General features: G+C 46.5%; 23 protein-coding genes and 2 tRNA genes. 12 read left to right on the forward strand and 13 right to left on the reverse strand.

The annotated features are described in order from the left end of the window. Nucleotides 1-7: 7 nt before the first annotated feature. Nucleotides 8-532 carry a gamma carbonic anhydrase family protein gene (locus tag N2317_04510; GenBank protein ID MCX7816759.1) on the forward strand — a complete coding sequence of 175 codons (525 nt, stop codon included), beginning with the start codon at nucleotides 8-10 and terminating at the stop codon, nucleotides 530-532. Between the two features lie 29 nt (nucleotides 533-561). Here the strand turns inward: N2317_04510 and N2317_04515 are convergent, their stop codons facing one another. The 3 genes from N2317_04515 to N2317_04525 all read right to left on the reverse strand — a co-directional run bounded on the left by N2317_04515 (nucleotide 562) and on the right by N2317_04525 (nucleotide 2,542). Then, nucleotides 562-819 (reverse strand): hypothetical protein, encoded by a 258-nt coding sequence (locus N2317_04515; GenBank protein MCX7816760.1) that lies wholly within the window; start codon nucleotides 817-819, stop codon nucleotides 562-564. 51 nt (nucleotides 820-870) lie between these two features. Further along, complete coding sequence (locus N2317_04520) at nucleotides 871-1,869, reverse strand: cation diffusion facilitator family transporter (protein ID MCX7816761.1); 999 nt, start codon at nucleotides 1,867-1,869, stop codon at nucleotides 871-873. Nucleotides 1,870-1,975: 106 nt separating this feature from the next. After that, entirely contained in the window at nucleotides 1,976-2,542 is a 567-nt protein-coding gene (locus N2317_04525; protein ID MCX7816762.1) for an NTPase, read from the reverse strand. Nucleotides 2,543-2,618: 76 nt separating this feature from the next. On the opposite strand from N2317_04525, the gene N2317_04530 reads away from it, so the two are divergent. Next, nucleotides 2,619-3,176: a class I SAM-dependent methyltransferase gene (locus N2317_04530; GenBank protein ID MCX7816763.1), complete on the forward strand. Its 558-nt coding sequence runs from the start codon at nucleotides 2,619-2,621 to the stop codon at nucleotides 3,174-3,176. A gap of 53 nt (nucleotides 3,177-3,229) precedes the next feature. On the opposite strand, the gene N2317_04535 is transcribed toward N2317_04530, so the two are convergent. The 7 genes from N2317_04535 to N2317_04565 all read right to left on the reverse strand — a co-directional run bounded on the left by N2317_04535 (nucleotide 3,230) and on the right by N2317_04565 (nucleotide 10,688). Continuing rightward, complete coding sequence (locus N2317_04535; protein ID MCX7816764.1) at nucleotides 3,230-4,006, reverse strand: enoyl-CoA hydratase; 777 nt, start codon at nucleotides 4,004-4,006, stop codon at nucleotides 3,230-3,232. A 44-nt stretch (nucleotides 4,007-4,050) separates the two neighbouring features. Continuing rightward, a complete protein-coding gene (locus N2317_04540) occupies nucleotides 4,051-4,917 on the reverse strand; it encodes a DUF4384 domain-containing protein (GenBank protein ID MCX7816765.1) in 867 nt (288 codons plus the stop codon). 29 nt (nucleotides 4,918-4,946) lie between these two features. After that, nucleotides 4,947-5,306 (reverse strand): metalloregulator ArsR/SmtB family transcription factor, encoded by a 360-nt coding sequence (locus tag N2317_04545; GenBank protein MCX7816766.1) that lies wholly within the window; start codon nucleotides 5,304-5,306, stop codon nucleotides 4,947-4,949. Nucleotides 5,307-5,365: 59 nt separating this feature from the next. Continuing rightward, the gene (locus tag N2317_04550) at nucleotides 5,366-6,655 is read right to left on the reverse strand and encodes an acetyl-CoA C-acetyltransferase (GenBank protein MCX7816767.1); all 1,290 of its coding nucleotides are present in this window, start codon (nucleotides 6,653-6,655) and stop codon (nucleotides 5,366-5,368) included. 170 nt (nucleotides 6,656-6,825) lie between these two features. Next, a complete protein-coding gene (locus N2317_04555; protein MCX7816768.1) occupies nucleotides 6,826-7,605 on the reverse strand; it encodes a DUF1460 domain-containing protein in 780 nt (259 codons plus the stop codon). A 6-nt stretch (nucleotides 7,606-7,611) separates the two neighbouring features. After that, entirely contained in the window at nucleotides 7,612-8,976 is a 1,365-nt protein-coding gene (locus tag N2317_04560; protein MCX7816769.1) for a sigma-54 dependent transcriptional regulator, read from the reverse strand. Then, nucleotides 8,973-10,688, reverse strand: a complete 1,716-nt coding sequence (locus N2317_04565) for an ATP-binding protein (GenBank protein MCX7816770.1) — start codon at nucleotides 10,686-10,688, stop codon at nucleotides 8,973-8,975. Before N2317_04565 ends, N2317_04560 begins: the two co-directional genes overlap by 4 nt. A gap of 107 nt (nucleotides 10,689-10,795) precedes the next feature. Here N2317_04565 and leuC point away from each other — a divergent pair, with 107 nt between their 5' ends. From leuC to pyrE, 6 genes are read left to right on the forward strand one after another with little or no spacing between them, the layout of a single operon-like run. Further along, nucleotides 10,796-12,073, forward strand: a complete 1,278-nt coding sequence (leuC, locus tag N2317_04570; GenBank protein ID MCX7816771.1) for a 3-isopropylmalate dehydratase large subunit — start codon at nucleotides 10,796-10,798, stop codon at nucleotides 12,071-12,073. Continuing rightward, nucleotides 12,070-12,564: a 3-isopropylmalate dehydratase small subunit gene (locus tag N2317_04575; protein ID MCX7816772.1), complete on the forward strand. Its 495-nt coding sequence runs from the start codon at nucleotides 12,070-12,072 to the stop codon at nucleotides 12,562-12,564. Before leuC ends, N2317_04575 begins: the two co-directional genes overlap by 4 nt. 12 nt (nucleotides 12,565-12,576) lie before the next feature. Beyond that, nucleotides 12,577-13,650, forward strand: a complete 1,074-nt coding sequence (gene leuB / locus N2317_04580; protein ID MCX7816773.1) for a 3-isopropylmalate dehydrogenase — start codon at nucleotides 12,577-12,579, stop codon at nucleotides 13,648-13,650. Beyond that, nucleotides 13,651-14,286 carry a hypothetical protein gene (locus N2317_04585; GenBank protein ID MCX7816774.1) on the forward strand — a complete coding sequence of 212 codons (636 nt, stop codon included), beginning with the start codon at nucleotides 13,651-13,653 and terminating at the stop codon, nucleotides 14,284-14,286. It begins immediately after the preceding gene. 11 nt (nucleotides 14,287-14,297) lie between these two features. Beyond that, nucleotides 14,298-16,703 (forward strand): homocysteine S-methyltransferase family protein, encoded by a 2,406-nt coding sequence (locus N2317_04590; protein ID MCX7816775.1) that lies wholly within the window; start codon nucleotides 14,298-14,300, stop codon nucleotides 16,701-16,703. Continuing rightward, complete coding sequence (pyrE, locus tag N2317_04595; GenBank protein ID MCX7816776.1) at nucleotides 16,700-17,284, forward strand: orotate phosphoribosyltransferase; 585 nt, start codon at nucleotides 16,700-16,702, stop codon at nucleotides 17,282-17,284. Before N2317_04590 ends, pyrE begins: the two co-directional genes overlap by 4 nt. Here the strand turns inward: pyrE and nfi are convergent. Then, a complete protein-coding gene (gene nfi / locus N2317_04600; protein ID MCX7816777.1) occupies nucleotides 17,259-17,942 on the reverse strand; it encodes a deoxyribonuclease V in 684 nt (227 codons plus the stop codon). The genes pyrE and nfi overlap by 26 nt on opposite strands. Beyond that, a complete protein-coding gene (locus tag N2317_04605; protein MCX7816778.1) occupies nucleotides 17,899-18,891 on the reverse strand; it encodes a bifunctional riboflavin kinase/FAD synthetase in 993 nt (330 codons plus the stop codon). The genes nfi and N2317_04605 overlap by 44 nt, the downstream gene beginning before the upstream one ends. Before the next feature lie 95 nt (nucleotides 18,892-18,986). Here N2317_04605 and N2317_04610 point away from each other — a divergent pair. Continuing rightward, a tRNA-Leu gene (locus tag N2317_04610) sits at nucleotides 18,987-19,073 on the forward strand. A gap of 136 nt (nucleotides 19,074-19,209) precedes the next feature. Further along, entirely contained in the window at nucleotides 19,210-20,331 is a 1,122-nt protein-coding gene (locus N2317_04615; protein ID MCX7816779.1) for a GDP-L-fucose synthase, read from the forward strand. 96 nt (nucleotides 20,332-20,427) lie between these two features. Here N2317_04615 and N2317_04620 read toward each other — a convergent pair. After that, nucleotides 20,428-20,500: transfer RNA gene (locus N2317_04620), tRNA-Ala, on the reverse strand. A 469-nt stretch (nucleotides 20,501-20,969) separates the two neighbouring features. Between N2317_04620 and gmd the strand changes: the two genes are divergently transcribed. Beyond that, nucleotides 20,970-22,115 (forward strand): GDP-mannose 4,6-dehydratase, encoded by a 1,146-nt coding sequence (gene gmd / locus N2317_04625; GenBank protein ID MCX7816780.1) that lies wholly within the window; start codon nucleotides 20,970-20,972, stop codon nucleotides 22,113-22,115. A gap of 310 nt (nucleotides 22,116-22,425) precedes the next feature. Next, nucleotides 22,426-22,978 (forward strand): glucose-1-phosphate cytidylyltransferase (gene rfbF, locus N2317_04630; protein ID MCX7816781.1); only part of this gene is annotated, 553 nt, incomplete at its 3' end.

Below are 22,978 nucleotides of genomic sequence, written 5' to 3' on the forward strand. Positions count from 1 at the left end.
GTGGATTATGCCTGTTTATGAGCTTGAAGGGAAGAGACCAGTGATAGCGTCGGATGCTTATGTGCATCCCGCTGCGATACTGATAGGAGATGTGAAAATTGGCAGTGGTTGCTTCATTGCCCCTGGGGCTGTTCTTCGGGCGGATTTTGGCCCAATTATAGTTGGAGAGGGAACGAGTGTTCAGGATAACGCCACGTTGCACGTAAATCCCAACGAAAGATTAATCATAGGTATGAACTGCATTGTGGGTCATAACGCTGTTTTGCATGATGTTTTTGTGGAGGACGGTTGTGTTATCGGTATGGGGGCTGTGCTTATGGCTCATGTTAAGTGTGAGCGAGGTGCCTTTGTTGCCGCAGGGGCGGTGGTTCCGCAAAACATGGTTGTTCCCGCGGGGAAACTCGCTGCTGGAAATCCCGCGAAGGTGATAAAGGATGTGACTGAGGAAATGGTGGCTTACGCTACCCTCGGTGTGTTGGAGTACAGAAAGCTATGTAGCAGATATATAAAAGGAATAACCACTGTTGGTTAGGTGAATGGCCACCTGCTAGCCTTGAGATGCTAGAGTTTGGTTATTAAAAAAGGATAATGAAGGTCACATGGTATGCCCATCCTCAACCAGGCGTTGCGTTCGTCCATCACGTTATTGATAACATCCCTGATCAAGACTTTTTCCCCCTCCCTTAAGATTTCTGTATACACACTTATGCTTTCAACCTGCGTGGGGGCTGTTTCTCCCGTTTCTTCCGTATAAAAAAGACGAGCTTCTTCGAGTGTGTCGGCGGCAATTATGAAATTGCCTATCCTGAAGGCTTCCATCTTTCTCTCCTTCCCGAATGATGGGTAATTTTAGACTATCGTTGACAGTTGTCAACTACGTGTTATGAGCTTTCTTTTTTCTTCCCGTTTCTCTTCTGAAAGTAAGCACCCCTGGAGGCACTTCTGGGTGCAATCTCCGTCACAGGGTTCGATATGGCTTGTTACTGTGGTTGCTGGTAGATGGGCTTTTATCCTTCTTTTCAGTTCGCGGGTTATTGAGTGGGCTTCTTCTACTGTCATATTTGGATCCACTTTTATGTGAAACTCCACAAAGCGAAAATTGCCGGCTTTGCGGGTTTTTAAATCGTGGAATCCCGCTATACCTGGGCCGTACCCTGAAATGGTTTTGTGGATCCATTCCAGTTCATCTGAGGGTAGACGGGTATCCAAAAGATCACGTCCAGCCTTCGTTGTGAGGTCGTATGCAGCTTTCATGATCATTATTGCCACTAGTATGGCAATGACCGGATCGAGCCACGCAAGGTTCACTCCCGGAACGTATTTATTTCCCAGCATGATGATGATGAGGGCGAGCATCACCCCTGCAGATGTTAGCACGTCCGCCTTGAGATGCCATGCATCTGCGGTAAGAGCAATGGAGTCCGTTTCTTTCCCAACACGGAAGAGTTTTCTGGAAACAACGGCATTCATGATAATAGAAAAGAGCATAACTAATGCGCCCCATTCTAAATCTCTCACAGGTGCGTGACTCCGGAGTTTTTCCACAGCCTCAATTATGATCCATAAGGAGGCGATGAAAAGTAAGATGGCTTCCACAGCACCTGATGCGTTCTCGATTTTACCATGTCCAAAAGGATGATCGCTATCGGCGGGGCGGTGGGATATTTTCACTGATATTAGGGCGATGATTGCGGCGATGAGGTCTATGGCGGAGTGTATTGCCTCTGAGATAACAGCGAGTGAACCTATGCTTAATCCCACAACAATCTTAACCAGAACCAAGATGCTGTTGGAGACCACCGATAGGAGGGCGGTTTTTTCTTTACGCACCTGCTGGGCAGGCTGTGTTTCGTTTTGGCTTGATGTCATTTATGGCCACCTTTGATTCATAATTTCCCAATATATTTTTTTCACCGGCTAACGTAAAGGGTTTTTATCCGGCATTTACACACACTTGGGCATGGTTGGTTTTTGGTTAATGTATAAAAGCGAGAAGTGTTTCCATAATCTCATCGGGCAGGGTGTCTCTATTTGTCCTCGTTACTGTAAAGAGTTTGACGTCCGGCCGTGTTTTTAATTCTGAAATTAAACCACCACCTTTGACTGCTACCGTTCCGAGGACGGGGGATTTTGAGTTGAGAAGATTCAATACCGCTTTACAGAATTGTAAGGAGAAGCATTCCATCTTACCCACTTCATCGATGATGTATAAAAGTGCCTTATGAGGAGTGAGACGCGGGAGAACGGTGCGTTCAAACCCGTTAACATCGACACCGTAACGGCCTACCCTTCTGACACTGCTTATGTTTATATGAGCCAGGATCCCTTTGCTACCGTCCAGTGTCTTTACTGAAAAACCTACACGGTTTGCTCCCTCTCTTATCTCTTCTGTTAGGAAGCCAGATAAGGTGATGTCCGGAGGAAGCTTACGGATGATCTCTCTTATGACGGTGGTTTTTCCTATGCCGGGTAGGCCTGTTATGAATATGTTCTTCTTTGCTATGTCCATGTTTAGCGGTGTGTTTTTACTATTAAATGGCAAACTACTCGGTTGTCAATACACGGGGAAAAGGTTTATAAGAGATTGACCGAAAATCGTTTTGGAATAGGGGAAACGGATGTCCTACCTTTTTGTGTTATTCTTCTCAGCGGTAGGAACGTTATTGTTGGTCAAGATGCTATTCGTATTTTCCATCTTGATTGCTTTGCCCATCACAGGTGGGGCTATGTTTCACCCGTCGGCGGGTATAAGGGTTAAAACTTTTCTGGATCGGATGCCTATGAAGAAAGGGGAACTGCTGATTGATATAGGATGCGGTGATGGAAGGGTACTTCTGGAAGCCAACAAACGGTACGGGGTGAGGGCGCTGGGTTATGAGGTGAATCCCTTTGCTTATTTTTTAAGCAGAATTCGAGCTGCGGGAATTCCGAATGTGGAAGTTAGGTGGCGGGATTTCTGGAAGGAGGATTTGAGTGGGGCTGATGTCGTCTTTTGTTATCTTTTTCCCGATGTTATGGAGCGTTTGGGTCAAAAACTTTCTTCAGAGTTGCGACCCGGAACCCGTGTAATTTCCTGCAACTTTCCCATACCAGGGTGGAAACCTATTGATGTAGCCTTCCCACCATCCTCTCTACACGGCGATCCTATATACTTTTATGAAGTGGGGAAAATTTAATTGTACCTTTTGATGGTGAGAGTCCCCAATGAGATGAACCCTTGTTCCCTAGATTACCTTCCCTGCCAGATGGGTTTCCGTTTTTCTAAGAACGCTTTCAAACCTTCCTTCGCATCCTCAGTGAAGAGATTGCTCACCATAACTTCGCTACCGAAGGTATACGCTTGGGCGTCGCTCATATTCACCTGAGTGTAGAACGCCCTTTTCCCAAGGCCAAGTGTATAGCGGCTTCCAGCGGCGATCTCTTCTGCCAGTTTAAGAGTTTCCTCTTCGAGACGATCGAGGGGCACCACTCTGTTTACAAGACCAAAATCCAGCGCTTCTCTTGCCGAGATCATTCGACCTGTGAATAGCATCTCCAATGCCCTCTTCCTTCCTATGGCCCTTACGAGAGGAATGGCAGGTGTTGTACAGAAGAAGCCGAGAAGCACACCTGGTGTCTGGAAGGTTGCCCCTTCCTCAGCCACTGCAAGGTCACATGCAGCGACGAGTTGACACCCTGCCGCGGTGGCCACTCCATGAACCTGTGCAATAACAGGTTGGGGCATCTTCTGTAGACGTTTCATGAAAAAGCCGCATGTTTGGAAAAGATCATCGTAGAAAGCTTTGGGTTTATCGATAAGTTCATTTATGTCGTGTCCGGAGGAGAATACACTACCCTCACCCTTTATGATAACGACCTTTATTGCCTCATCTTTAATCAGGGTTTCCTGCAGGGCAATCAGCTCTTTAAGCATTTCCTGGGAGAGGGCATTTCTCCTTTTGGGGTTGTTTAAGATGATATAGCCAATGGAACCCTTTGGTTCGAACCTTACGTAACGATAATTCATTTTTCACCTCTCTTTTGAGTAGCTTGCCGGCAAATTTGTTGATTTTAATTCGCCGTTCTAAAGGTTAGTTTTGATTCGTAGAATTCTGCCGGGGTTGCTTTATCGTCTCTTTCTTTGATTTTTATTTTTAACGCTCTTGTCTTAGAGTAGATTTCCTCCTCCCGTTCCTTCACTGAAAAGACACCACCCATTGCCTCTGTGACGATATCTCCGAGTGGGGCTGTTCCCGCAAAGATGAGAATACTTTCTTCACCAAAAGGTGGTGTCACCTCCAGTTCAAAACGGTCCTCCCCTGAGGGGATTTCGTACACGATCCCACCGTTAAAGTAGTTGTTCTCTCGGAAAGGATTGGGGAGTAGTTGTGTTGTATTGCCGCTTGCGTCTTTGTGAATAATCCTTGCGTAGAAAGGTTTGTTACCCCGGATGAATATTTTGATTTTTTCTCCCTGCCTGTACGTCTGCTTATCCGTCCAGAGCTTAACTGTAAGGGGTGCCATAGGGTCGCTCAGCATCTCTTCTATTTTTGGCTTCGTTCGAATTTCTTCGGGGATGACTTCTGCCCTTACCTGTATTAGGAAACATTCACCCATTTGTGGGTCTCTGTACCATTCCTTCTTCTTTTCCTCCAGTATTTTCACTTTCCCGTGGGAGTAGGCAGAAACTATATCGCGCTTTAGTTCAAAATCTTTAATTGTTGTCTCACTTTCAATGTAGCTTAAAGTTTTTTCCTGGGCGTTCCTCTTTGCGTTAAGGAGAGCTATATTTTCTGTCTGTTTCCTCGATCTATCCTCCCCCATGCATGCATAACCTTCGCTCTCGACGATTGTGGACTGCATTGCCTGCAGATGGCACAAGGGGATAATTGTGAGGGTTGCCACGAGGATTAAGAAAAAAAATTTAGAAGAGTTCATCTATCTTTCATTCCTGATGTTTCATTGCATTAACGTGGTTTTGTGGTGCTTTTACATATAAGCTCGCGGTTCAGATGCTTACTTTTACTTAACAACTCAATGATGGAAATGTCTTCGTTGAGGGAATCTTTCATGAGGTTTATCGCTATTGCGATGTAAGGATCCTTACTCTCCCTGTTCAGGGTGTAGTTCACCCACAATCCATCTTTCCTCTTCTGGACGAGCCCTACTTTTTCCAAAACTTTTAGATGTTTGGATACCGTTGGCTGGGCGATACCAAGGAGGGCTTGCATTTCACAAACACAGAGTTCTCTATCTTCGAGGAGTTTAAGGATTTTCAATCTATTTTTATCGGCTAGAGCCCTTATAACTTTCAGAAATTCGTTCATTAACCATTTCGTAGGTTGGGGGTGGTGGGACGTAAGCTTACGTCCCACCACCTTTTCCGTTAGACGTTCTCCAGCACTATGGCAAATCCCTGGCCGCCGCCGATGCACAGTGTTGCAAGACCCAACTTGAGATTCCTCTTCTTCATTTCCATGGCCAAACCGTATGTAATTCTTGCACCTGTGCATCCTATAGGATGACCTATTGATATACCGCCTCCGTTCACGTTGAGTTTGTTTTCATCGATCTCCAGTTCTCTTATGCAAGCGAGAGCCTGAACGGCGAAGGCTTCATTAAGTTCAACGAGATCGATATCCTTCATCGTTATACCGAGCTTCTTGAAGAGTTTTCTCACTGCCGGAATGGGACCAAGGCCCATGAAGTTGGGATCCACACCACCTGCGGCATAACCCAGAATTTTTGCCAGTGGTTTCAATCCCAGCTCTTTTGCTTTATCTGCAGACATGACCAACACTGCCGCTGCTGCATCATTAATACCGGAAGCGTTACCCGCTGTGACAGTACCATCCTTCTTGAAAGCAGGTGGTAATTTTGCCATTTTTTCTAAGGTTGTCTCCATCGGACGCTCGTCCACCTTAAAAACGATGGGGTCTCCTTTCTTCTGAGGAATCACGACGGGCACGATTTCATCGGCTATTGCCCCACTTTTGATCGCCGCAATAGCTTTCTGATGGCTCTTTAAGGCAAAGACATCCTGCTCTTCTCTGGATATGTTATAGAGCTTTGCAATCTCCTCGGCGGTGTTTCCCATGTGGTACCCGTAGAATATTTCGTAAAGCCCATCGAACACCATTAAATCAGCAATTTGACCATACGGCATGTTCATCCGGTAACCCCAGCGAGCGTTAGGAAGGATGTAAGGGGCCATGCTCATGTTTTCCATACCACCGGCTATCACAACTTCTGCGTCGCCAGCTTTTATTGCCTGAGCGGCTAGAGCTATGGCTTTCATACCGGAGGCACATACCTTGTTCACGGTGATGGCGTTTGTTTCTTCAGGTAGACCGGCGAAAAGGGCAGCCTGTCTCCCTGGATTCTGACCCTGACCTCCCTGGAGGACGTTACCCATTATGACCTCATCGACGTAGATGGGCTGGAGGGAGTCATCGTAGTCGTAAAATTTCTTATGGAAGTCCGTTTTGTCGTAATCTCCAAAAATGGTAGGTCGGCAACTTTTGACAAAGTCGGTAATGGTGGGACGCAGACCAGCTCTTTTCAAAGTTTCTTTGATAACTATGGCACCCAAATCAACCGCTTTTACGTCTTTTAGAGTTCCTCCAAAAGACCCAACTGCTGTGCGTGCACCAGTTACAATAACAACATCCTTCATCTCCTATCCTCCTTATGTTTTTTGCCCGAAAGGGTTCAGTTTTATCGACTATTCCTACATAAACCATCACCAGGTCCGATGGATAACTCATATGTTTGGTTGGGCATATTTCCCTTAATGGCCAGGCAAGAATATATATATTGGAGTGTAAACGCAAGACTTTTTTGCCACTAGTGGAGTCGGCAAACAACGATGCCCGTTCTCTCATCACCGGCGTAAAGGTAATCTACAATGCTATCTCTTGACTCAATTACACATCCCTCCCGGGAAGATGCGTGGATCATATGTGCTTTATCTCTAATTGTGATGATTCCCATGTGAAGACAATCCAGACCGTCGATGTTTGTGGCTATTCCCACGATGTCCCCTTCCTGCAGTTTCCCTACCACCAATTCCAGTTTTTCCTTGGGGATAATGTGTCTTTGTTTTTGGGAGAGGATGTCCTCGATTTGTTTCATCGCTGTTAAGTTGTCAGGGTTTTCCAGTGGTCTGTAGAGGTTCTGATGGTTGGTCATGAAGGAGATCTTTCTTTCGTCTTTGACACCACCCATCTCCTCTGTGAGGTTCCTAAGAATGCCATTCCGTTCGTTTTCGTGGATCCAATCGGTGAGGTAGTGGAGCCTGGATGGGTATCCTTCAATCTTGCCGTTTCTGTAACGCAGCGATCTGAGAGCTTCGGTGAAGGAGGAAAGGCCCACTTTCCCCGAGGTCCACATAAGCACAAAGGCCAAGCACGTTTCCACGAAAGTCTGGCAGTCAAATGTACGAAGATTGATCACAAGCTCTTCGGTGTCATTTACGTCCAGGGTTTTGCTTCTGTAAGGGCTGCCTAGGAAATGTCGGGCGACGGTGGTGAGCAGAACACCTTTTGAAAGTTTGGAGTAACTATGGCGGTTACCGAAGTCAATCAAACTGTTGAGTACTTCCAGATCTTCTGGTTCTATCCGCATAGCTGATCAGTGAATTCCGTATTTTTTCATTTTGAGGAGAAGGGTCCTCCTGGTAATGCCGAGTCTTCTTGCCGTTTCGCTTTTATTGCCTGAAAATTTCTTCAATGTAGCACTTATTACCTCTTTCTCTAACTCGTCAAGGGATGTGTGTCCGGCAAACTTTTCAAGTGTTAAAGGAAGGGTTTCTTCCTCGGTTATAGCTGACAGAAGGTAGATATCCCCCTCTTCGATGAAGTCCCTCTGACAGAATATCACCGCCCGTTCAATGGTGTTCATAAGCTCTCTCACGTTTCCCGGCCAGGAATGTTTGAGAAATTTATCCATGGCCTGGGGTGTAAATCCCCGTATGTTTTTACCGTTTTTGCTGGAGAAGTGGCGGAGAAAATGTTCGGCGAGGAGAGGGATGTCCTCCCTGCGATCCCGGAGTGGTGGTACATATAGGGTTACCACATTTAACCTGTAGAAGAGGTCTTCACGAAAACTTCCCTTTTTGATTGCTGCCACAAGGTCCTTGTTTGTCGCAGCTATTATGCGGACATTCACCTTTATCACCTCATTTCCCCCGACCCTGGTTATTTCCCTGTCCTGAATGGCCCTTAGGAGTTTTGCCTGCATGGCGAGGGATGATTCGCTTATCTCATCCAGGAATATAGTTCCTCCCTCCGCCTGGCGGAATTTTCCTTCCTTTCTATGATCGGCACCCGTGAATGCCCCTTTCTCATGGCCGAAAAGCTCACTTTCCAGAAGGGTTTCAGTGATGGCCGCGCAGTTTATCTTTACGAGTGGTCCATTGCGGCGTGGACTCCAGTAATGGATGGCCTCCGCTATCAATTCCTTTCCTGTTCCTGATTCTCCCGTGATTAAAACTGTAGCCTCTGTGGGCGCTACCTGGTGAACCATCTCCAGGAGTCGGGTCATGGAATACGACCTGCCGATGATTGTAGGACCTTCCTGGTTATGTTTTATCCTCTTTTTGAGATCGATGTTTTCTTCTTTCAGTTTTTTGTGTTCTATGGCCCTTTCTATCTTGATCTTCAGTTCGTCGAAGTTGAGAGGTTTTTGGAGGTAGTCGTACGCACCCTTTTTTATCCCCTCAACTGCGGTTTCGATGGAGGCATACGCCGTTATAAGTATTACGGGTATAGCGGGATTGTAATTTTTTATGTGTTCCAGGGCGTCGAGGCCGGACATGTTGACCATACGAATATCCATGAGGACAAGATCGTATGGTCTTTCCTTTACATTAGAGACGGCCTTATCACCGTCCTCGACCTCAATTACATTGTATCCCCAGCTTGTGAGGAGTGTTTTCAACATAATTCTGTGTGCAGCATCATCATCCACGACCAGGATGTCGTATTTGTCCGTCATATGGATTTCCTCTCATCTATCGTATGGGGTAGGTGGAGAAATACACAAGTGCCTTTCCTCTCTTCACTTTCCAGACGTATGCTCCCTCCGTGGGATTCCATGATGCGCGAGGCTATTGCAAGACCCAGACCTACTCCCGATGGCTTTGTGGTGAAGTAGGGATCAAACACACGGTTTAGGTCCTCTTTTTTTATGCCAGAACCTGTATCCTTCACAATCACTGTGATTCCTCTTTCATTACTCTGAGATTTTACCTCAAGTGTACCACCATCGCTTAGCGCGTCAATGGCGTTGATAAGGACATTTAAAAACACCTGTCTTATGTGATCCGGGTCTATAAAGGCGAAGAGACCTTCTTCGAGGTCAAAGTTGAGGGAGATGTTTTTTTCCCTTAAGCGTTCTTCAACGAGTCTTAAAGATTCTTCGATCAGCCCCTTCATATCCACTCTTCGCCTTATTATTTGCGGTGGACGAGCGAGGTCTAGTAGCTGTGTTATCACGCGATTTAGACGATTTACCTCACTTAACATGAGTTCTGCAATCTCGGCGTCGTTGGGCGTATGCTGATATCTTTCTCGGAAATAGGTGGCAAATCCCTTTATAGAGCTCAGTGGATTTCTTATCTCATGGGCAACACCTGCTGCCAGGTTGCCGAGAGCGGCAAGTTGCCGGTTCCTTGCAATTTCTTCGTGTAATTTTCTCATTTCCGTTACATCTCTGAAGAGGAGCAATCTTCCTGTTTCTTGACCATCGTTCCACAAGGAGCGGGTTATTTCCAGGAAGACTTTTCTCCCTGGTTCCGCGGAAAATTCTACTTCCTCCAAAGTGTCTTCTCCTTTTTTTGTGAGATATTCAACAAACAGGGGGTGTAAGACTTCTGAAGGAGATTTTCCTATTGTTTGAGTTGCCTTTTTGCCTGTTATTTTTTCTGCCATTTTGTTGAAGAAGACGATCTTCCCTTCAGCATTTACGGCAATCAGGCCTGCGGGCATTTGCTCCATGAGGTGGTCAGAGAAGGCTTGCATGCGTGTTATTGATCTCTTTGCCCCGCGGTAGCGCTCCGCAAGGAAGATCGCAGTGATACCTGCGAAGCCGGCAAGACAGAGAAATGTGACGGTCAAAATTGCCCTTTTGGTCTCGATACTTCGGGAAGCAACAACAGGACTCGTATCCAACCCGACAAAGATGAAATACCCTTCAATTCTCTCACTGGGCGGTGTTTCTCTCTGGAGTTTCGGATAGGTTATGAAGCGACGATAAACTTCAAATGTGTCAGCCCCATTTACGTTTGGTATCCTTCTCCAGTAGGTGATGTTCTCATTTATAGTGGTTTTTAAATCGAAGCCAGGTTCGTAGATGTCTCCGATGAGAGCTGGTTCACTGTCCGCTAATATGGTGCCATCGGCGGATGTTATAATGATGTAATCTACCCCTGGTTGTTGGGCCGTTTCCATGAGTAGTTTTTGCAACTCAAAGGCTCCCCATTTTAAGCCTATTCCCGTACGAGCCCCTGCTTCGAGAGAGCGGATAATGGCCTCTCCTTTCTCAATGAGGAGTTTTGCTGTTAGAGCTTCCTGTCTTTTTATGTCCCGCACGAGGATGATTGTAAAGAGTAATACAAGAAGGGCGGCGGATGCTATAAGGGCCCATGCAGGAATGGAAAGCTTTGATTGCTTAACCTTTTGCATGAAAATTTCTATAGCACGATTCAATTTTACTTTACTACACCTCGCTTAAGTGGCAGTTCGGTAAGTAACTCTTGATTTGTGGTTGTTGAATGTTTTATGGTGGGTGAACTCGCAGAGATGGGGGGATTTCGATGGGAATGACGATAACGGAAAAGATTCTTGCGGCTCATGCCGGTATGGATGTTGTCAAACCCGGCATGATTGTTGAGGCTCGTGTGGATGTGGCGATGGCCCATGATGTAACAGGGCCAATTGCTATCGAGGAGTTTAGGAAGGCGGGGGCAAAGAAGGTATTCGATCGTGACCGCATTGTGCTTGTGTGTGATCACTTTACCCCAAACAAGGATATAGCCGCTGCCAAAAACTGTAAGATTTTGAGGGATTTTGCAAAAGAACATAATATTCGGTACTTCTACGATGGAGGAAATGCGGGGATCTGTCATGTTCTTCTTCCGGAGCAGGGTTTGGTGGTTCCTGGTGACCTTGTGGTGGGTGCGGACAGTCACACCTGCACCTACGGTGCACTTGGTGCGTTTGCCACCGGTGTGGGCAGTACGGACCTGGCGGCTGTGATGATAACGGGGAAGCTCTGGTTTCGCGTTCCCGAGACGATTAAGGTCGTTCTTGAGGGTCGGTTGCGTCCCTCGGTTTCTGGTAAGGATATCATTCTTTACCTTATCGGGAGATTGGGAGTGGAAGGGGCAAACTATAAAGCTCTGGAGTTTACAGGTGATGCGGTGGGTCAGCTCACGATGGCCGACCGCTTCACCATCGCCAATATGGTTGTGGAGGCGGGTGCTAAAAATGGCGTCTTTGAAGCGGACGATGTTACTAAGAGCTATGTGCGTGAATACGGGAACAGAGATCCCGTTTTTGTGTATTCCGATCCCGATGCTGTTTATGTTGATGTAGTTCCAGTTGATCTGGATAAATTAGAGCCCCAGGTGGCCTTCCCACATCTTCCGTCCAATGTGAAAGGCATAAGCCAGGTGGGTTCCATTCCCATTGATCAGGTTTACATTGGATCGTGCACAAACGGTCGTATCGAGGATCTGCGTGTCGCTGCGAGGTTGCTGAAAGGAAGAAAGGTGGCCCGTGGGGTCAGGCTTATTGTGGCACCCGCAACCCCAGGTGTTTATCGTATGGCCCTCGAGGAAGGTTTGATAGAGGTATTTCTCGATGCGGGTGCGGTAATTAGCCCACCTACCTGTGGTCCGTGTTTGGGAGGTCACATGGGGGTGCTTGCGGAAGGCGAGAGGGCGGTATCCACAACCAACAGGAACTTTGTGGGACGTATGGGGCACAGGGAAAGTGAAGTATATCTTACGAATCCCGCTGTAGCGGCAGCGTCGGCCGTTCTCGGTCGAATAGCCTCACCGGAGGAATTGAAGGGGGTCCACAGGTTATGAAATTCAGGGGTCGTGTGTGGAAATTCGGGGATCACATAAATACGGATTTAATCATACCGGCAAGGTACATCAATCGCACCGATCCTTCTTTTCTGGCATTGCACGTTATGGAGGACGCAGATCCCACCTTTGCCTCCAAAGTGCAGCCGGGAGACATAATAGTGGCGGGTGAAAATTTCGGTTCTGGTTCATCTCGGGAGCACGCCCCTATTGCGATAAAGGCGGCAGGTATCGTTTGTGTTATAGCTAAGAGTTTTGCCCGCATATTTTACCGCAACGCTTTTAACATTGGTCTTCCCATATTCGAATGCCGTCCTCTCTACGAACTTGTAGAGGAGGGTGAAGTGATCGAGGTGGATGGTGATAGCGGTTTAATCTCTTTGCCGAATGGTGATGTCCTCAACGTAGAGCCCATCCCTCCCTTTATGCAGGAACTTGTGAGGGCGGGTGGTCTCATACCTTACCTGACTGCGCGTACCAGAAAGCTGTGATGGGGTGATATGATGGCAGAAACTATAGAGATAGCTGTATTTCCCGGTGATGGTATTGGTCCGGAGGTGATCAATGAGGCATTGAAGGTATTGAAAGCGGTGGGGAAAAAGGTAGGAGTGGAGTTTATGATCCATTTTGGTTTTGTGGGTGGCGCTGCCTACGATGAGTATGGCGAACCTTTACCTGCGGTTTCTATGGAGCTCGCGAGAAGATCCAAGGGGGTATTGTTGGGTGCAGTGGGTGGTCCAAAGTGGGATGTATTGGATTTCCATCTTCGACCTGAGAGGGCACTACTGGGACTCCGTTCCGGACTCAACCTCTTTGCAAATTTACGGCCTGTAACCGTGTTTGAGGAACTCATAGAGGCCTCTCCTCTAAAGAAAGAAATCATCTCCGGTGTGGACATACTCATCGTAAGGGAACTCACGGGGGATGTGTACTTCGGTGAACCCCGGGGTATTCGGGAAGATAGGGGTATGCGCGTCGGGATCAATACCCTCATTTATACCGAGGAGGAAATAAGGAGGATAGCTCGGGTAGCCTTTGAAGCGGCAATGGGAAGACGAAAGAAGATCACGTCAGTGGATAAGGCGAATGTTCTCGAGAGCAATCAGCTCTGGAGGGAGGTTGTGTCTGAAGTGGCCAAAGGTTATCCTGAAGTAGAGTTGAATCACATGTTTGTGGATAACTGCGCCATGCAGCTCATTCTGAATCCTCGTCAGTTCGATGTCATAGTGACGACGAACATGTTCGGCGATATACTGAGTGATGAGGGTGCTACAATCACAGGTTCTATTGGTCTTTTACCCTCGGCGAGTCTCGGATACGAACATTCCCTCTACGAGCCCATTCATGGCTCAGCGCCGGATATTGCGGGAAAGAACATCGCTAACCCTCTCGCTGCGATCCTCTCTGTTGCCCTTATGTTCCGTTACACACTTAAAATGGAGGAAGCAGCCTCAATGATAGAGAACGCTGTTCGCCGTGTGCTCAGAGAGGGTTTGCGAACGCGAGATATTTACAAAGAAGGAACAACTCTCGTTGGAACATCTGAAATGGGCGATGCTGTAGTGGGTGCTCTCTAAATGCAGAGTGTGAAACACTTTGAACGAATAGTTCTTCCCCATATTCCTCACAGTGATATATACCGCCGAATTGGGTACAGTCGTTTTACTTCCGTTAGTCCAGAACAGAAGAGGTGGATCGACGAAGCCATTGAGGAGGCTCTCGTTCACATCACGCTGCGGGGGGCTTTTCGGATTGTGCCCGTTGTTATAGAAGAACCGGAACGGATTCTGTTACCAGAGGGTGATTTTTTTGCTAGTTCCAAACTTGTCTCTTTTTTGGGAGATGTGGAGGAAATTTGCTTAATGGGTGCGACCGCGGGAGAGCAGATCATTAGAGCTATCGAGGGGGAAACGGCAAGGGGAAACCTCTCCAGGGCGGTTGTGTTTGATGCTGTGGCAAGTGAGATTGTGGATGCATCGCTCGATTGGATTATGGGATATGTGAATCAGGGTTTGCGCAGGGAAGGGAAGAGACTTATGAGTTACAGATATTCCGCGGGATATGGTGACTTTTCCCTGGAGAATCAAGCAATAGTATGTCGACTGCTCGAGCTTGAGCGGTTGGGGGTACGTCTTACAGAGCGTTTTGTTTTGGTGCCCGAGAAGTCGGTTACGGCATTAACGGGAATCATCAGGGAGAGTTCTCGAGAATGAGGCATGGAAGGATGAAGAAGATAAAGGAGCTTTTACGGAGGAAGGTAGTTGTACTTGATGGGGCCACAGGGACAGAACTCCAGAAGAGAGGTATGCCCGTAGGGGTTTCACCTGAGCTCTGGTGTTTGGAGCACCGGGACGTAATTGCGGAGATCCACAGGGCTTACCGTGAGGCGGGATCGGATGTCGTCTATACCTGTACCTTTGGTGCTAATAGGCAGAAGTTGATGGAATACGGTTTTCGGGATGTGGCTACCGTAAATAGGGAACTGGCAGAGGTGGCGCGCCGAGCAGTTGGTTCTGGAGGGCTTGTGGCGGGAGACATAGGCCCTACGGGCCGGTTTGTTGAACCTTTCGGTGATCTCCCCTTTGAAGAGGCGGTAGAGATATTCAAAGAACAGGCGAAAGGACTCATGGAAGGTGGCGTTGATCTCTTTGTGATAGAGACGATGATGGATATCCAGGAAGCGAGGGCTGCCCTTTTGGCTGTTAAAGAACTGGGGGATTATTTCACCATTGTCACCATGACATTTGAGAAAGACGGACGGACACTTGGAGGAACGGATCCTATAACCGCCCTTGTTACCCTACAGAGTCTCGGAGCCGATGCTGTGGGCTGCAACTGTTCCGTGGGGCCGAGGGAAATGATCTCGTGGATCGAAGGTATGTTCCCTTATGCCAGGGTACCCCTCATTGCTAAGCCCAATGCAGGGCTTCCCAGGCTGGAGGACAGAAGAACTGTTTTTGAAATGGGTCCGGAGGAATTTGGAAGTTACGTTAAAGCTTTTATAGAGAGGGGTGTTTCCATTTTGGGTGGCTGTTGCGGTACTGGACCTGAACATATTGCGGCCTTGTCGAGAAACTTAAAGGATCTTTCTCCACCTTCCCCTAAGCCGTATAGAGTGGGTGTCCTCTCTTCCGCTCGGTCTCACTGTGTTGTTGGTGAGACAAGAAACACTCCTTTGGTTATTGGTGAGAGGATAAATCCCACCGGAAAGAAAGACCTACAGGAAGAACTGCGTGCGGGCAAGATGGATATGGTCAGGCGACTTGCCCGTGAGCAGGTGCTGCAGGGTGCTGATCTGCTGGATATAAACGTAGGTGTCCCTGGCATAGATGAGGCAGGTGTAATTGGGGATGTAATAAAGGCTGTAGTAGCTGTTACTGATGTACCCCTTGTCATCGACACCAAGGATACCAAAGCCCTGGAAAGGGCACTGCGGATATACCCCGGACGGGCATTGGTGAATTCTATCACGGGTGAAGAGGCAAAGATGAGAGAGTTACTCCCCCTTGCTTCGAAATACGGTGCGATGTTTATCCTCCTACCCATTGCTGACGGGGAGGTGCCTGATAGGTTTGAGAGGAGACGGGAGGTAATAAAAAGTGTTTTAAAAGAGGCGCGTCGGTTCGGTTTTCGCAAAGAGGACATCCTTGTGGATGGTCTTGTAACAACGGTAGCTACCCATTCCCTCGGAGTTTTAGAGACCTTGAAAACTGTTGAGTGGTGTAGGCGGGTGCTTAAATGTCAGACGGTTTTAGGTGTGTCTAATGTTTCGTTTGGCATGCCGGAGAGGCGGTGGTTGAATACCGCCTTAATGGCCCTCGCTATGAAGCATGGGATATCGGCCGCTATTATCAATCCGGGTAGCCCCGAGGTTATGGGTGTGAAGAGGGCACTGGATGTTCTTCTGGGATACGATCCCGGTGGGCGGATCTATGTTGGATGTTACAGTGGGAAGGGTGAAAGAAGGGGTGTCAGCGAGCAGTTTGGGCCTGAGGAGGGGCTTAAGCAGGCCATAATTGAAGGGGATCGCGAGGGGGTTGTAGACAGGATAAAAGAATTGCTCGATGGAGGATATGGGGCGGCAAACGTAGTTCAAAAGATCATGATACCTGCAATTGTGGAAGTGGGTGAAAGGTTTGAAAGAAGGGAGTTCTTTCTGCCTCAGCTTGTGTCAGCAGCGGAAGCTATGGAGAGGGGCATGACGTATATCGGACCTTTTCTGGAGAAGGGTGAAGCCCAGAGTAAGGGCAAGGTGATTCTTGCCACTGTGAAAGGTGACATACACGATATAGGAAAGAACATAGTTGCCCTTATGCTGCGCAATCATGGGTACAGAGTCATCGATTTGGGGAAGGATGTGCCCACGGAACTCATTGTGAAAAGAATTAAAGATGAAAGCCCTCTAGCTGTTGGCCTTTCTGCATTAATGACTACGACGATGACAGTGATGAGGGAAGTTATTCAAAGGACCCGCTCTGAAGGCTTCGATATCCCTTTTTTACTTGGTGGTGCCGTGGTAACTGAAGAATATGCGAGAAGTCTCGGGGCGTTCTATGGTAGAGATGGAGTAGATGCTGTGCGTATCCTTGATACCTTGCGCAGGAAAGATGAGAAAGAGGTGAAGAAGTGAGTGTTGAGTTATGGAGAGATAGATTGGCAAAGCTGATTATTACGAGATCCTTTCAGTACCGGGAAGATCCACCTTTTGTTCTGGCTTCGGGGAAGAAGAGCAATTACTACTTCAACTGTAAAGCCACTACCCTTCATCCTGAGGGTATGAATCTCATCGGCAACATTCTCTTCTCGATGGTTAAGGACTTGCCCATAACCGCCGCTGGAGGATTGACCCTCGGTGCTGATCCTATGGCCATTGCCCTCTCCCTCATATCGTTTCAGCAGAACAAGCCCATAAAGGCTTTCATAGTGCGTAAGGAGACCAAAGGCCACGGGATGGAGAGAACCATTGAGGGTGAAGTTTACCCAGGGGAGAGGGTTGTCATCCTCGACGATGTGATTACCACGGGAGGTTCGACAATCACGGCGATAGAAAGGGCGAGAGCCAACGGTCTTGTGGTGGAAGGAGTAATTTCTCTTATCGACAGGGAAGAAGGTGGCAGGGAGAATATATTGAAACATGTTGATTCTGTAAGGTCGGTTTTTACCCGCTCAGAGATCTTTGAGCTTTTTAGAGTTCTGTCCGCAGCCGATTAACAAGGATATGGGCCTGCCTTAGAGGTTCTGGGATACGGTAACCCCGGCATGTGTCTAAAACGATTTGGCACGCTTTGGTTAAACTGATGCGATGTCCTGGTGATACGTAAATGGGTTTGACGTTTTTTTTGGTTCTGAGCGCAGTTCCGACAACCTGGCCTTCGTAATACAGAGGTGTTTGATCACCCACATTTGATCCAACCTCACCACATTCTCCCAAGAGCCTTGATTTTGCACATCCGATAGTGGGTAAATCGAGGAAGAGACCGATGTGAGAGGCAAGACCTAGACCCCGGGGATGAGCTATTCCCTGACCGTCCAATAAAACGACATCGGGAACCTCTTTTAGTTTTGCGAATGCTTGTAACAGAATGGGACCTTCACGAAAGCTGAGGAGACCAGGTATGTACGGGAAGGTGACAGAGCCACTGGCATAAGCTTCCTCTGATATTTTCATGTCTTCGTATGACAGAACTACAACAGCTGCGTATAGCTTTTCACTTTCACGGGAGTAGGAAACATCTGCACCTGCTACAAGACACGGTCTTTGGGGAAAATTTTCATCTGTAAGGATGAGTTGAGAGCGGAGCTGCTTCTGTATTTCACGGGCCTTTTTAATGTCTAATTCCCATTCGTGTAGATGACGAATAGATATCATTGTCTTTAGGCGAGTGATAATTGTTCTTTGAGAAGATCTCCTGCGCTTTTTTTATGTCCTTCTGAATCTGCTCTACTAATTCCGCGGGGCTTGGGAATTTCCTCTCTTCTCTTATCCTTTCCAGGAAGAGGACATTTATTTTCTGGCCGTAAATGTCGCCAGTGAAGTCTAATATAAAAGCCTCGATGGATACTTTGTCGTCTCCGAACGTGGGATTGTTACCTATATTCACTACGGCGGGTAAAAGTTCTTCTCCCAACTCTGCGAAGGCTGCGTAAACCCCGTCGGCAGGAAATAGCACCTTCTCCGGTAAAACGTTTGCGGTGGGAAATCCGAGACCCTTTCCACGGTGGTGACCATGAATCACCGTGCCTCTCATATTGTATGGACGCCCCAGGTACGCTGCAGCTTTTCTCACATCACCACTCTGGATGGTCTTTCTAACCAGTGTGCTGCTTATGATTTTGCCGTCCATAGTATAAGGTTCCATAATTTCCACGGAAAAACCCAGCTTTTTACCCCACTGAATGAGCGTATGCTTGTTACCTCCTTTTGCATGACCGAAGGTGTAGTCATGGCCGATTAGAACTTTTTTCACTTTGAAATTTTTCCAGAGAATCTCAAAAATGAATTCGTCCGCCGTAATGCGGGAGAATTCATAAGTAAAGGGTATTATGATGAGCCCATCGATACCTTCCCTTTTGATGAGATCGATCTTTTCTTCCTTTGTATTGATGAGGTAAAAGGGTCGCCGCTCAGGGTGAAGGAGCATCTTGGGATGGGGATCAAAGGTAATTACAACGGCTTGACGCCCTGCATTTTTTGCTTCCCGGATGAGCCTCTGGAATATCTCCCTGTGTCCGAGATGAACGCCGTCAAAGTTTCCTATGGTCACGAATGATTCGTGAAAAACTGATGGGATGTTTTTATAATCCTCGAGGACAATCATGGGGGGAGATTATCAAAAATATGAGAAATTTCAAGACCATAATTTTGCCTTGACAACGGAAGTTGGTGGTTGTAAAAATATTCTACACTTAAAGTGCCGAAGTGGCGGAATTGGTAGACGCGCTAGGTTCAGGGTCTAGTGGGCGAAGGCCTGTCCGGGTTCAAATCCCGGCTTCGGCACCATGCTGAGGAAAAAGTGAGGGTTAACCGTGGGAAGGTTAACCTTTTTTGTTTTGTTGAATGATCGCACGTTTCCTCTTGAGTTTCGAGGTTGGGTGCTTTTAAATGTAGGTAAGTTCGGGCTAAAACAGGAGGGCAGATGAATAAGGAATCCAGGGTATTTGTTTCTGGTGGTACAGGCATGGTGGGAAGTGCTATTGTGAGAAAGCTTCTAGAAAGAGGGTATACCAATATCATCTCCAACTATCACAGAAAGATTCCTTCCCATTCTTATCCATCAACCGTTAATTTCCACCAGCTTGACCTTACAAATCAGGCATTAACAGAGCAGTTCTTTGAGTCCCAAAGGCCAGAGTATGTTTTTCTTTCTGCGGCTAGAGTGGGTGGTATTTTGGCAAACAACACCTATAAAGCGGAGTTTATATACGAAAACATAGCCATTGCCTCAAATATCATCCATTTGTCGTATAAATACGGCGTCAAAAAACTTCTCAACCTGGGGTCGTCGTGCATTTATCCCAAGTTTTCACCCCAACCTATGAAAGAGGAGTACTTGTTGACGGGTCTTTTGGAGCCCACAAATGAACCCTATGCCGTAGCGAAAATCGCTGCGATCAAGCTCTGTCGCTACTATAATGAACAGTATGGTACCAACTTTATTTCCTGCATGCCCACAAATCTCTACGGACCTAATGATAACTTTGATCTATTTACCTCCCATGTGTTGCCTGCACTGCTCAGGAAGATGTATTTGGCCAAGTGTATAGAGGATGAAAATTGGGTCTTGGTTCGTAAAGATTTTCAGGAGAGACCTGTAGATGGAGTGGATGGAAGTGCCTCGGAAGGAGAGATATTACAAACACTTGAAAGGTATGGGATCAAAAGGGAAAGAGACGGTTTAACAATGACGATGTGGGGAACCGGAAATGTGTATAGGGAGTTTCTTTATGTGGACGACTGTGCTGACGCGTGCATTTTTTTGATGGAATCAGTGGATGCCAAAGATATAAAAAAATTAAGCGAGGACTATTTTGTCAATGTTGGGACTGGCGAAGATTTGAAAGTGAAAGAGTTAGCTTTGCTCATAAAAGATATAGTTGGTTTTAAGGGGAATGTGGATCATGATTTGAGTAAACCCGATGGGACACCGAGAAAACTCCTGGATATTAGCAAACTTAGACAGCTTGGCTGGGCTCCCAAAACGCCATTGGAGGAAGGTATCAGAAAGACGTTTGAATGGTACTTAAAGAGTGGGGTTTAAAATGTTTTTGCGTGATCGATCTTCTACTGAAATGCACCTATCGCCAAGTAAAATTAAAAGAGGTTGGTTCACTCACCAACCTCTTCAGTTTTCCAGTGGAGCTGGGGGGAGTCGAACCCCCGACCTCTTGAATGCCATTCAAGCGCTCTCCCAACTGAGCTACAACCCCAAAAGTTAAAGAAATTATAACTAAACTGTGAAAACCTTGTCAATAAATTTTACCCAGTATTTTTTCCGCAGTATAAAGATAGGATTTGACTAGCAAACTGGACTAACGTTAGAAAGTATATTGACTATGTGATCTTCTTTGTATAATATTCCACGGCTTGATGGGCAAATCTGGACTGAGGGTAGTTGACTCTGAAGGGCGGAAGCGTATTTTTTTCTAAATTACCCCCCTTTATCGAGTATCTGATTCTCTAGAGTTTCACTCTTTGATAAAAACTATCCGAGGAAGCAGAAGAAGGTATCAGATAGGAAAACAGGCCGAGATTGTGGGATTCTTGGCTTTGTCCTCCCTCAGATAGAGTAGCAGAAAGAGGAACATAAGGTGAAATTGGGAGAATGTGATTTAAACCTTGAAGTTTTAGGGAAAGATGCGATATGGCTTTAAATCAATCTGAAGACACGAGTTTAAAATGAAAGCGCTCATTACAGGTATCACAGGTCAGGATGGCTCGTACCTTGCGGAGCTTCTTTTATCTAAAGGTTATGAAGTTCATGGTCTTATCCGTCGGGCTAGCACGTTTAACACTGGTCGCATAGACCATATCTATACAGATCCTCACACCGAAGGCGCAAAACTATTTCTCCACCACGGGGATCTTTCTGACTCTGGCCAGCTGATAAACCTCATCTATAACATAAAACCCGACGAAATTTACCATCTTGGTGCCCAAAGCCATGTGCGAGTCTCCTTTGATACCCCCGAATACACAGGAGACATAACGGGCCTTGGTACAACAAGGCTACTGGAAGCCATCCGTAGAAGTGGTATCAAGACAAAATACTACCAGGCATCATCCTCAGAACTCTTTGGTGCCTCTCCTCCTCCACAGTCAGAAAAAACACCCTTCTATCCTCGAAGCCCCTATGCTGCCGCAAAACTCTATTCCTTTTGGATGACGGTTAACTACCGTGAGGCCTATGGACTATTTGCCTGTAATGGTATACTCTTTAACCACGAATCACCCCGCAGGGGTGAGACCTTTGTAACTCGCAAGATTACCAGAGCTCTTGCGAATATCTTAGCGGGCAATCAGAAGAAGCTATATCTCGGTAATCTCAATGCCAAAAGGGATTGGGGCTTTGCACCGGAGTATGTAGAGATGATGTGGCTTATGTTACAACAGGACAAACCAGATGATTATGTGATAGGGACAGGGGAGAGCCACAGTGTTCGAGAATTTGTGGAAATTGCCTTTTCTTATGCAGGTATAGAAATAGAATGGATTGGCGATGGTCCTCAAGAAAGAGGCATTGTCAGCTCGATAAGATGTGAAGTAGATAACATTAAGCCAGGTGATACGATCATAGAAATAGACCCCCGTTATTTTCGCCCAACGGAAGTTGAGCACCTCCAGGCAGATATCACCAAGGCAAGAGAAAAACTCAACTGGCAACCCCGTGTCACGTTCTCTGAACTTGTGAAAATAATGGTGGATTATGACCTAAAGATGGTAGGTATTGAACCACCCGGAGAGGGTATATCGACATGTCAGGCAAAAAACTTCTGCTACACCGAACATACCTTCGAAACGAATGATAAGATAAGGGAGAGATGAATTTTTATTACCAATCTACGTTATATTTTTTATAGCTCTTTCATGCTAAAAGAGAGATTTAAAGAAATCGAAGATACACTTTTATCAGAGACAAAATCCTTTTATGGTGAGAGACTTGTAACCCTTGCGCTATATAGGAAGCCCACTTTTTTTGGACATGGTATCAAGAAACATAAAAATATTTATCCGTGTTTCATCCACCTTCATCCGTGACTAAATTTAATTAACCACAGGTTTTAACGGATGCATACAGACTAACGCAGTTAAAATATTTTTTAACAAAAATAACTATAAAAATAATGAGGTTATCATGAAAGTAGTTATCCTCGCTGGTGGGCTTGGTACTCGTCTCTCTGAAGAAACGATTGTTAAACCTAAACCTATGGTAGAAATTGGGGGAAAGCCAATCCTCTGGCATATTATGAAGATTTATTCTGCCCATGGATTAAACGATTTCATAATCTGTTGTGGTTATAAAGGGTATATGATCAAGGAATACTTTGCTAACTATTTTCTCCATATGTCGGATGTAACATTTCATATGTCTGAAAACCGTATGGAGGTTCACCAGTGCCATTCAGAACCATGGCGTGTTACCCTTGTGGATACGGGAGAAAACTCCCTTACAGGTGGACGACTAAAAAGGGTGGCTAAGTTCTTGCAAAATGAAGACCTTTTTTGCTTCACTTATGGTGATGGTGTTGCCGACATAGATATTACTGTTGAGATAAACTTCCATAAATCTCATGGTAAATGGGCAACTATAACAGGGGTTCAACCACCTGGTCGATATGGTGCCCTTGAGGTAAAAAACCAACAAGTATGTGGCTTTACAGAAAAGCCCAGAGGAGACGGTGGTATGA

This window comes from Syntrophales bacterium (assembly GCA_026417625.1).
Lineage (GTDB): Bacteria > Desulfobacterota > Syntrophia > Syntrophales > UBA8958 > JAOACW01.

Excerpts from the sequence above, each read along its gene's own strand:
- N2317_04615 (MCX7816779.1), top strand. The coding sequence starts at position 19,210 with ATGAATAAGGAATCCAGGGTATTTGTTTCTGGTGGTACAGGCATGGTG.
- N2317_04530 (MCX7816763.1), top strand. The coding sequence starts at position 2,619 with ATGTCCTACCTTTTTGTGTTATTCTTCTCAGCGGTAGGAACGTTATTG.
- leuB (MCX7816773.1), top strand. The coding sequence starts at position 12,577 with ATGGCAGAAACTATAGAGATAGCTGTATTTCCCGGTGATGGTATTGGT.
- N2317_04555 (MCX7816768.1), bottom strand. The coding sequence starts at position 7,605 with ATGCGGATAGAACCAGAAGATCTGGAAGTACTCAACAGTTTGATTGAC.
- N2317_04520 (MCX7816761.1), bottom strand. The coding sequence starts at position 1,869 with ATGACATCAAGCCAAAACGAAACACAGCCTGCCCAGCAGGTGCGTAAA.
- leuC (MCX7816771.1), top strand. The coding sequence starts at position 10,796 with ATGGGAATGACGATAACGGAAAAGATTCTTGCGGCTCATGCCGGTATG.
- N2317_04545 (MCX7816766.1), bottom strand. The coding sequence starts at position 5,306 with ATGAACGAATTTCTGAAAGTTATAAGGGCTCTAGCCGATAAAAATAGA.
- N2317_04590 (MCX7816775.1), top strand. The coding sequence starts at position 14,298 with ATGAAGAAGATAAAGGAGCTTTTACGGAGGAAGGTAGTTGTACTTGAT.
- N2317_04510 (MCX7816759.1), top strand. The coding sequence starts at position 8 with ATGCCTGTTTATGAGCTTGAAGGGAAGAGACCAGTGATAGCGTCGGAT.
- N2317_04550 (MCX7816767.1), bottom strand. The coding sequence starts at position 6,655 with ATGAAGGATGTTGTTATTGTAACTGGTGCACGCACAGCAGTTGGGTCT.
- N2317_04540 (MCX7816765.1), bottom strand. The coding sequence starts at position 4,917 with ATGAACTCTTCTAAATTTTTTTTCTTAATCCTCGTGGCAACCCTCACA.
- N2317_04575 (MCX7816772.1), top strand. The coding sequence starts at position 12,070 with ATGAAATTCAGGGGTCGTGTGTGGAAATTCGGGGATCACATAAATACG.
- N2317_04560 (MCX7816769.1), bottom strand. The coding sequence starts at position 8,976 with ATGACGGACAAATACGACATCCTGGTCGTGGATGATGATGCTGCACAC.
- N2317_04605 (MCX7816778.1), bottom strand. The coding sequence starts at position 18,891 with ATGATTGTCCTCGAGGATTATAAAAACATCCCATCAGTTTTTCACGAA.
- N2317_04535 (MCX7816764.1), bottom strand. The coding sequence starts at position 4,006 with ATGAATTATCGTTACGTAAGGTTCGAACCAAAGGGTTCCATTGGCTAT.
- gmd (MCX7816780.1), top strand. The coding sequence starts at position 20,970 with ATGAAAGCGCTCATTACAGGTATCACAGGTCAGGATGGCTCGTACCTT.
- nfi (MCX7816777.1), bottom strand. The coding sequence starts at position 17,942 with ATGATATCTATTCGTCATCTACACGAATGGGAATTAGACATTAAAAAG.
- N2317_04585 (MCX7816774.1), top strand. The coding sequence starts at position 13,651 with ATGCAGAGTGTGAAACACTTTGAACGAATAGTTCTTCCCCATATTCCT.
- N2317_04515 (MCX7816760.1), bottom strand. The coding sequence starts at position 819 with ATGGAAGCCTTCAGGATAGGCAATTTCATAATTGCCGCCGACACACTC.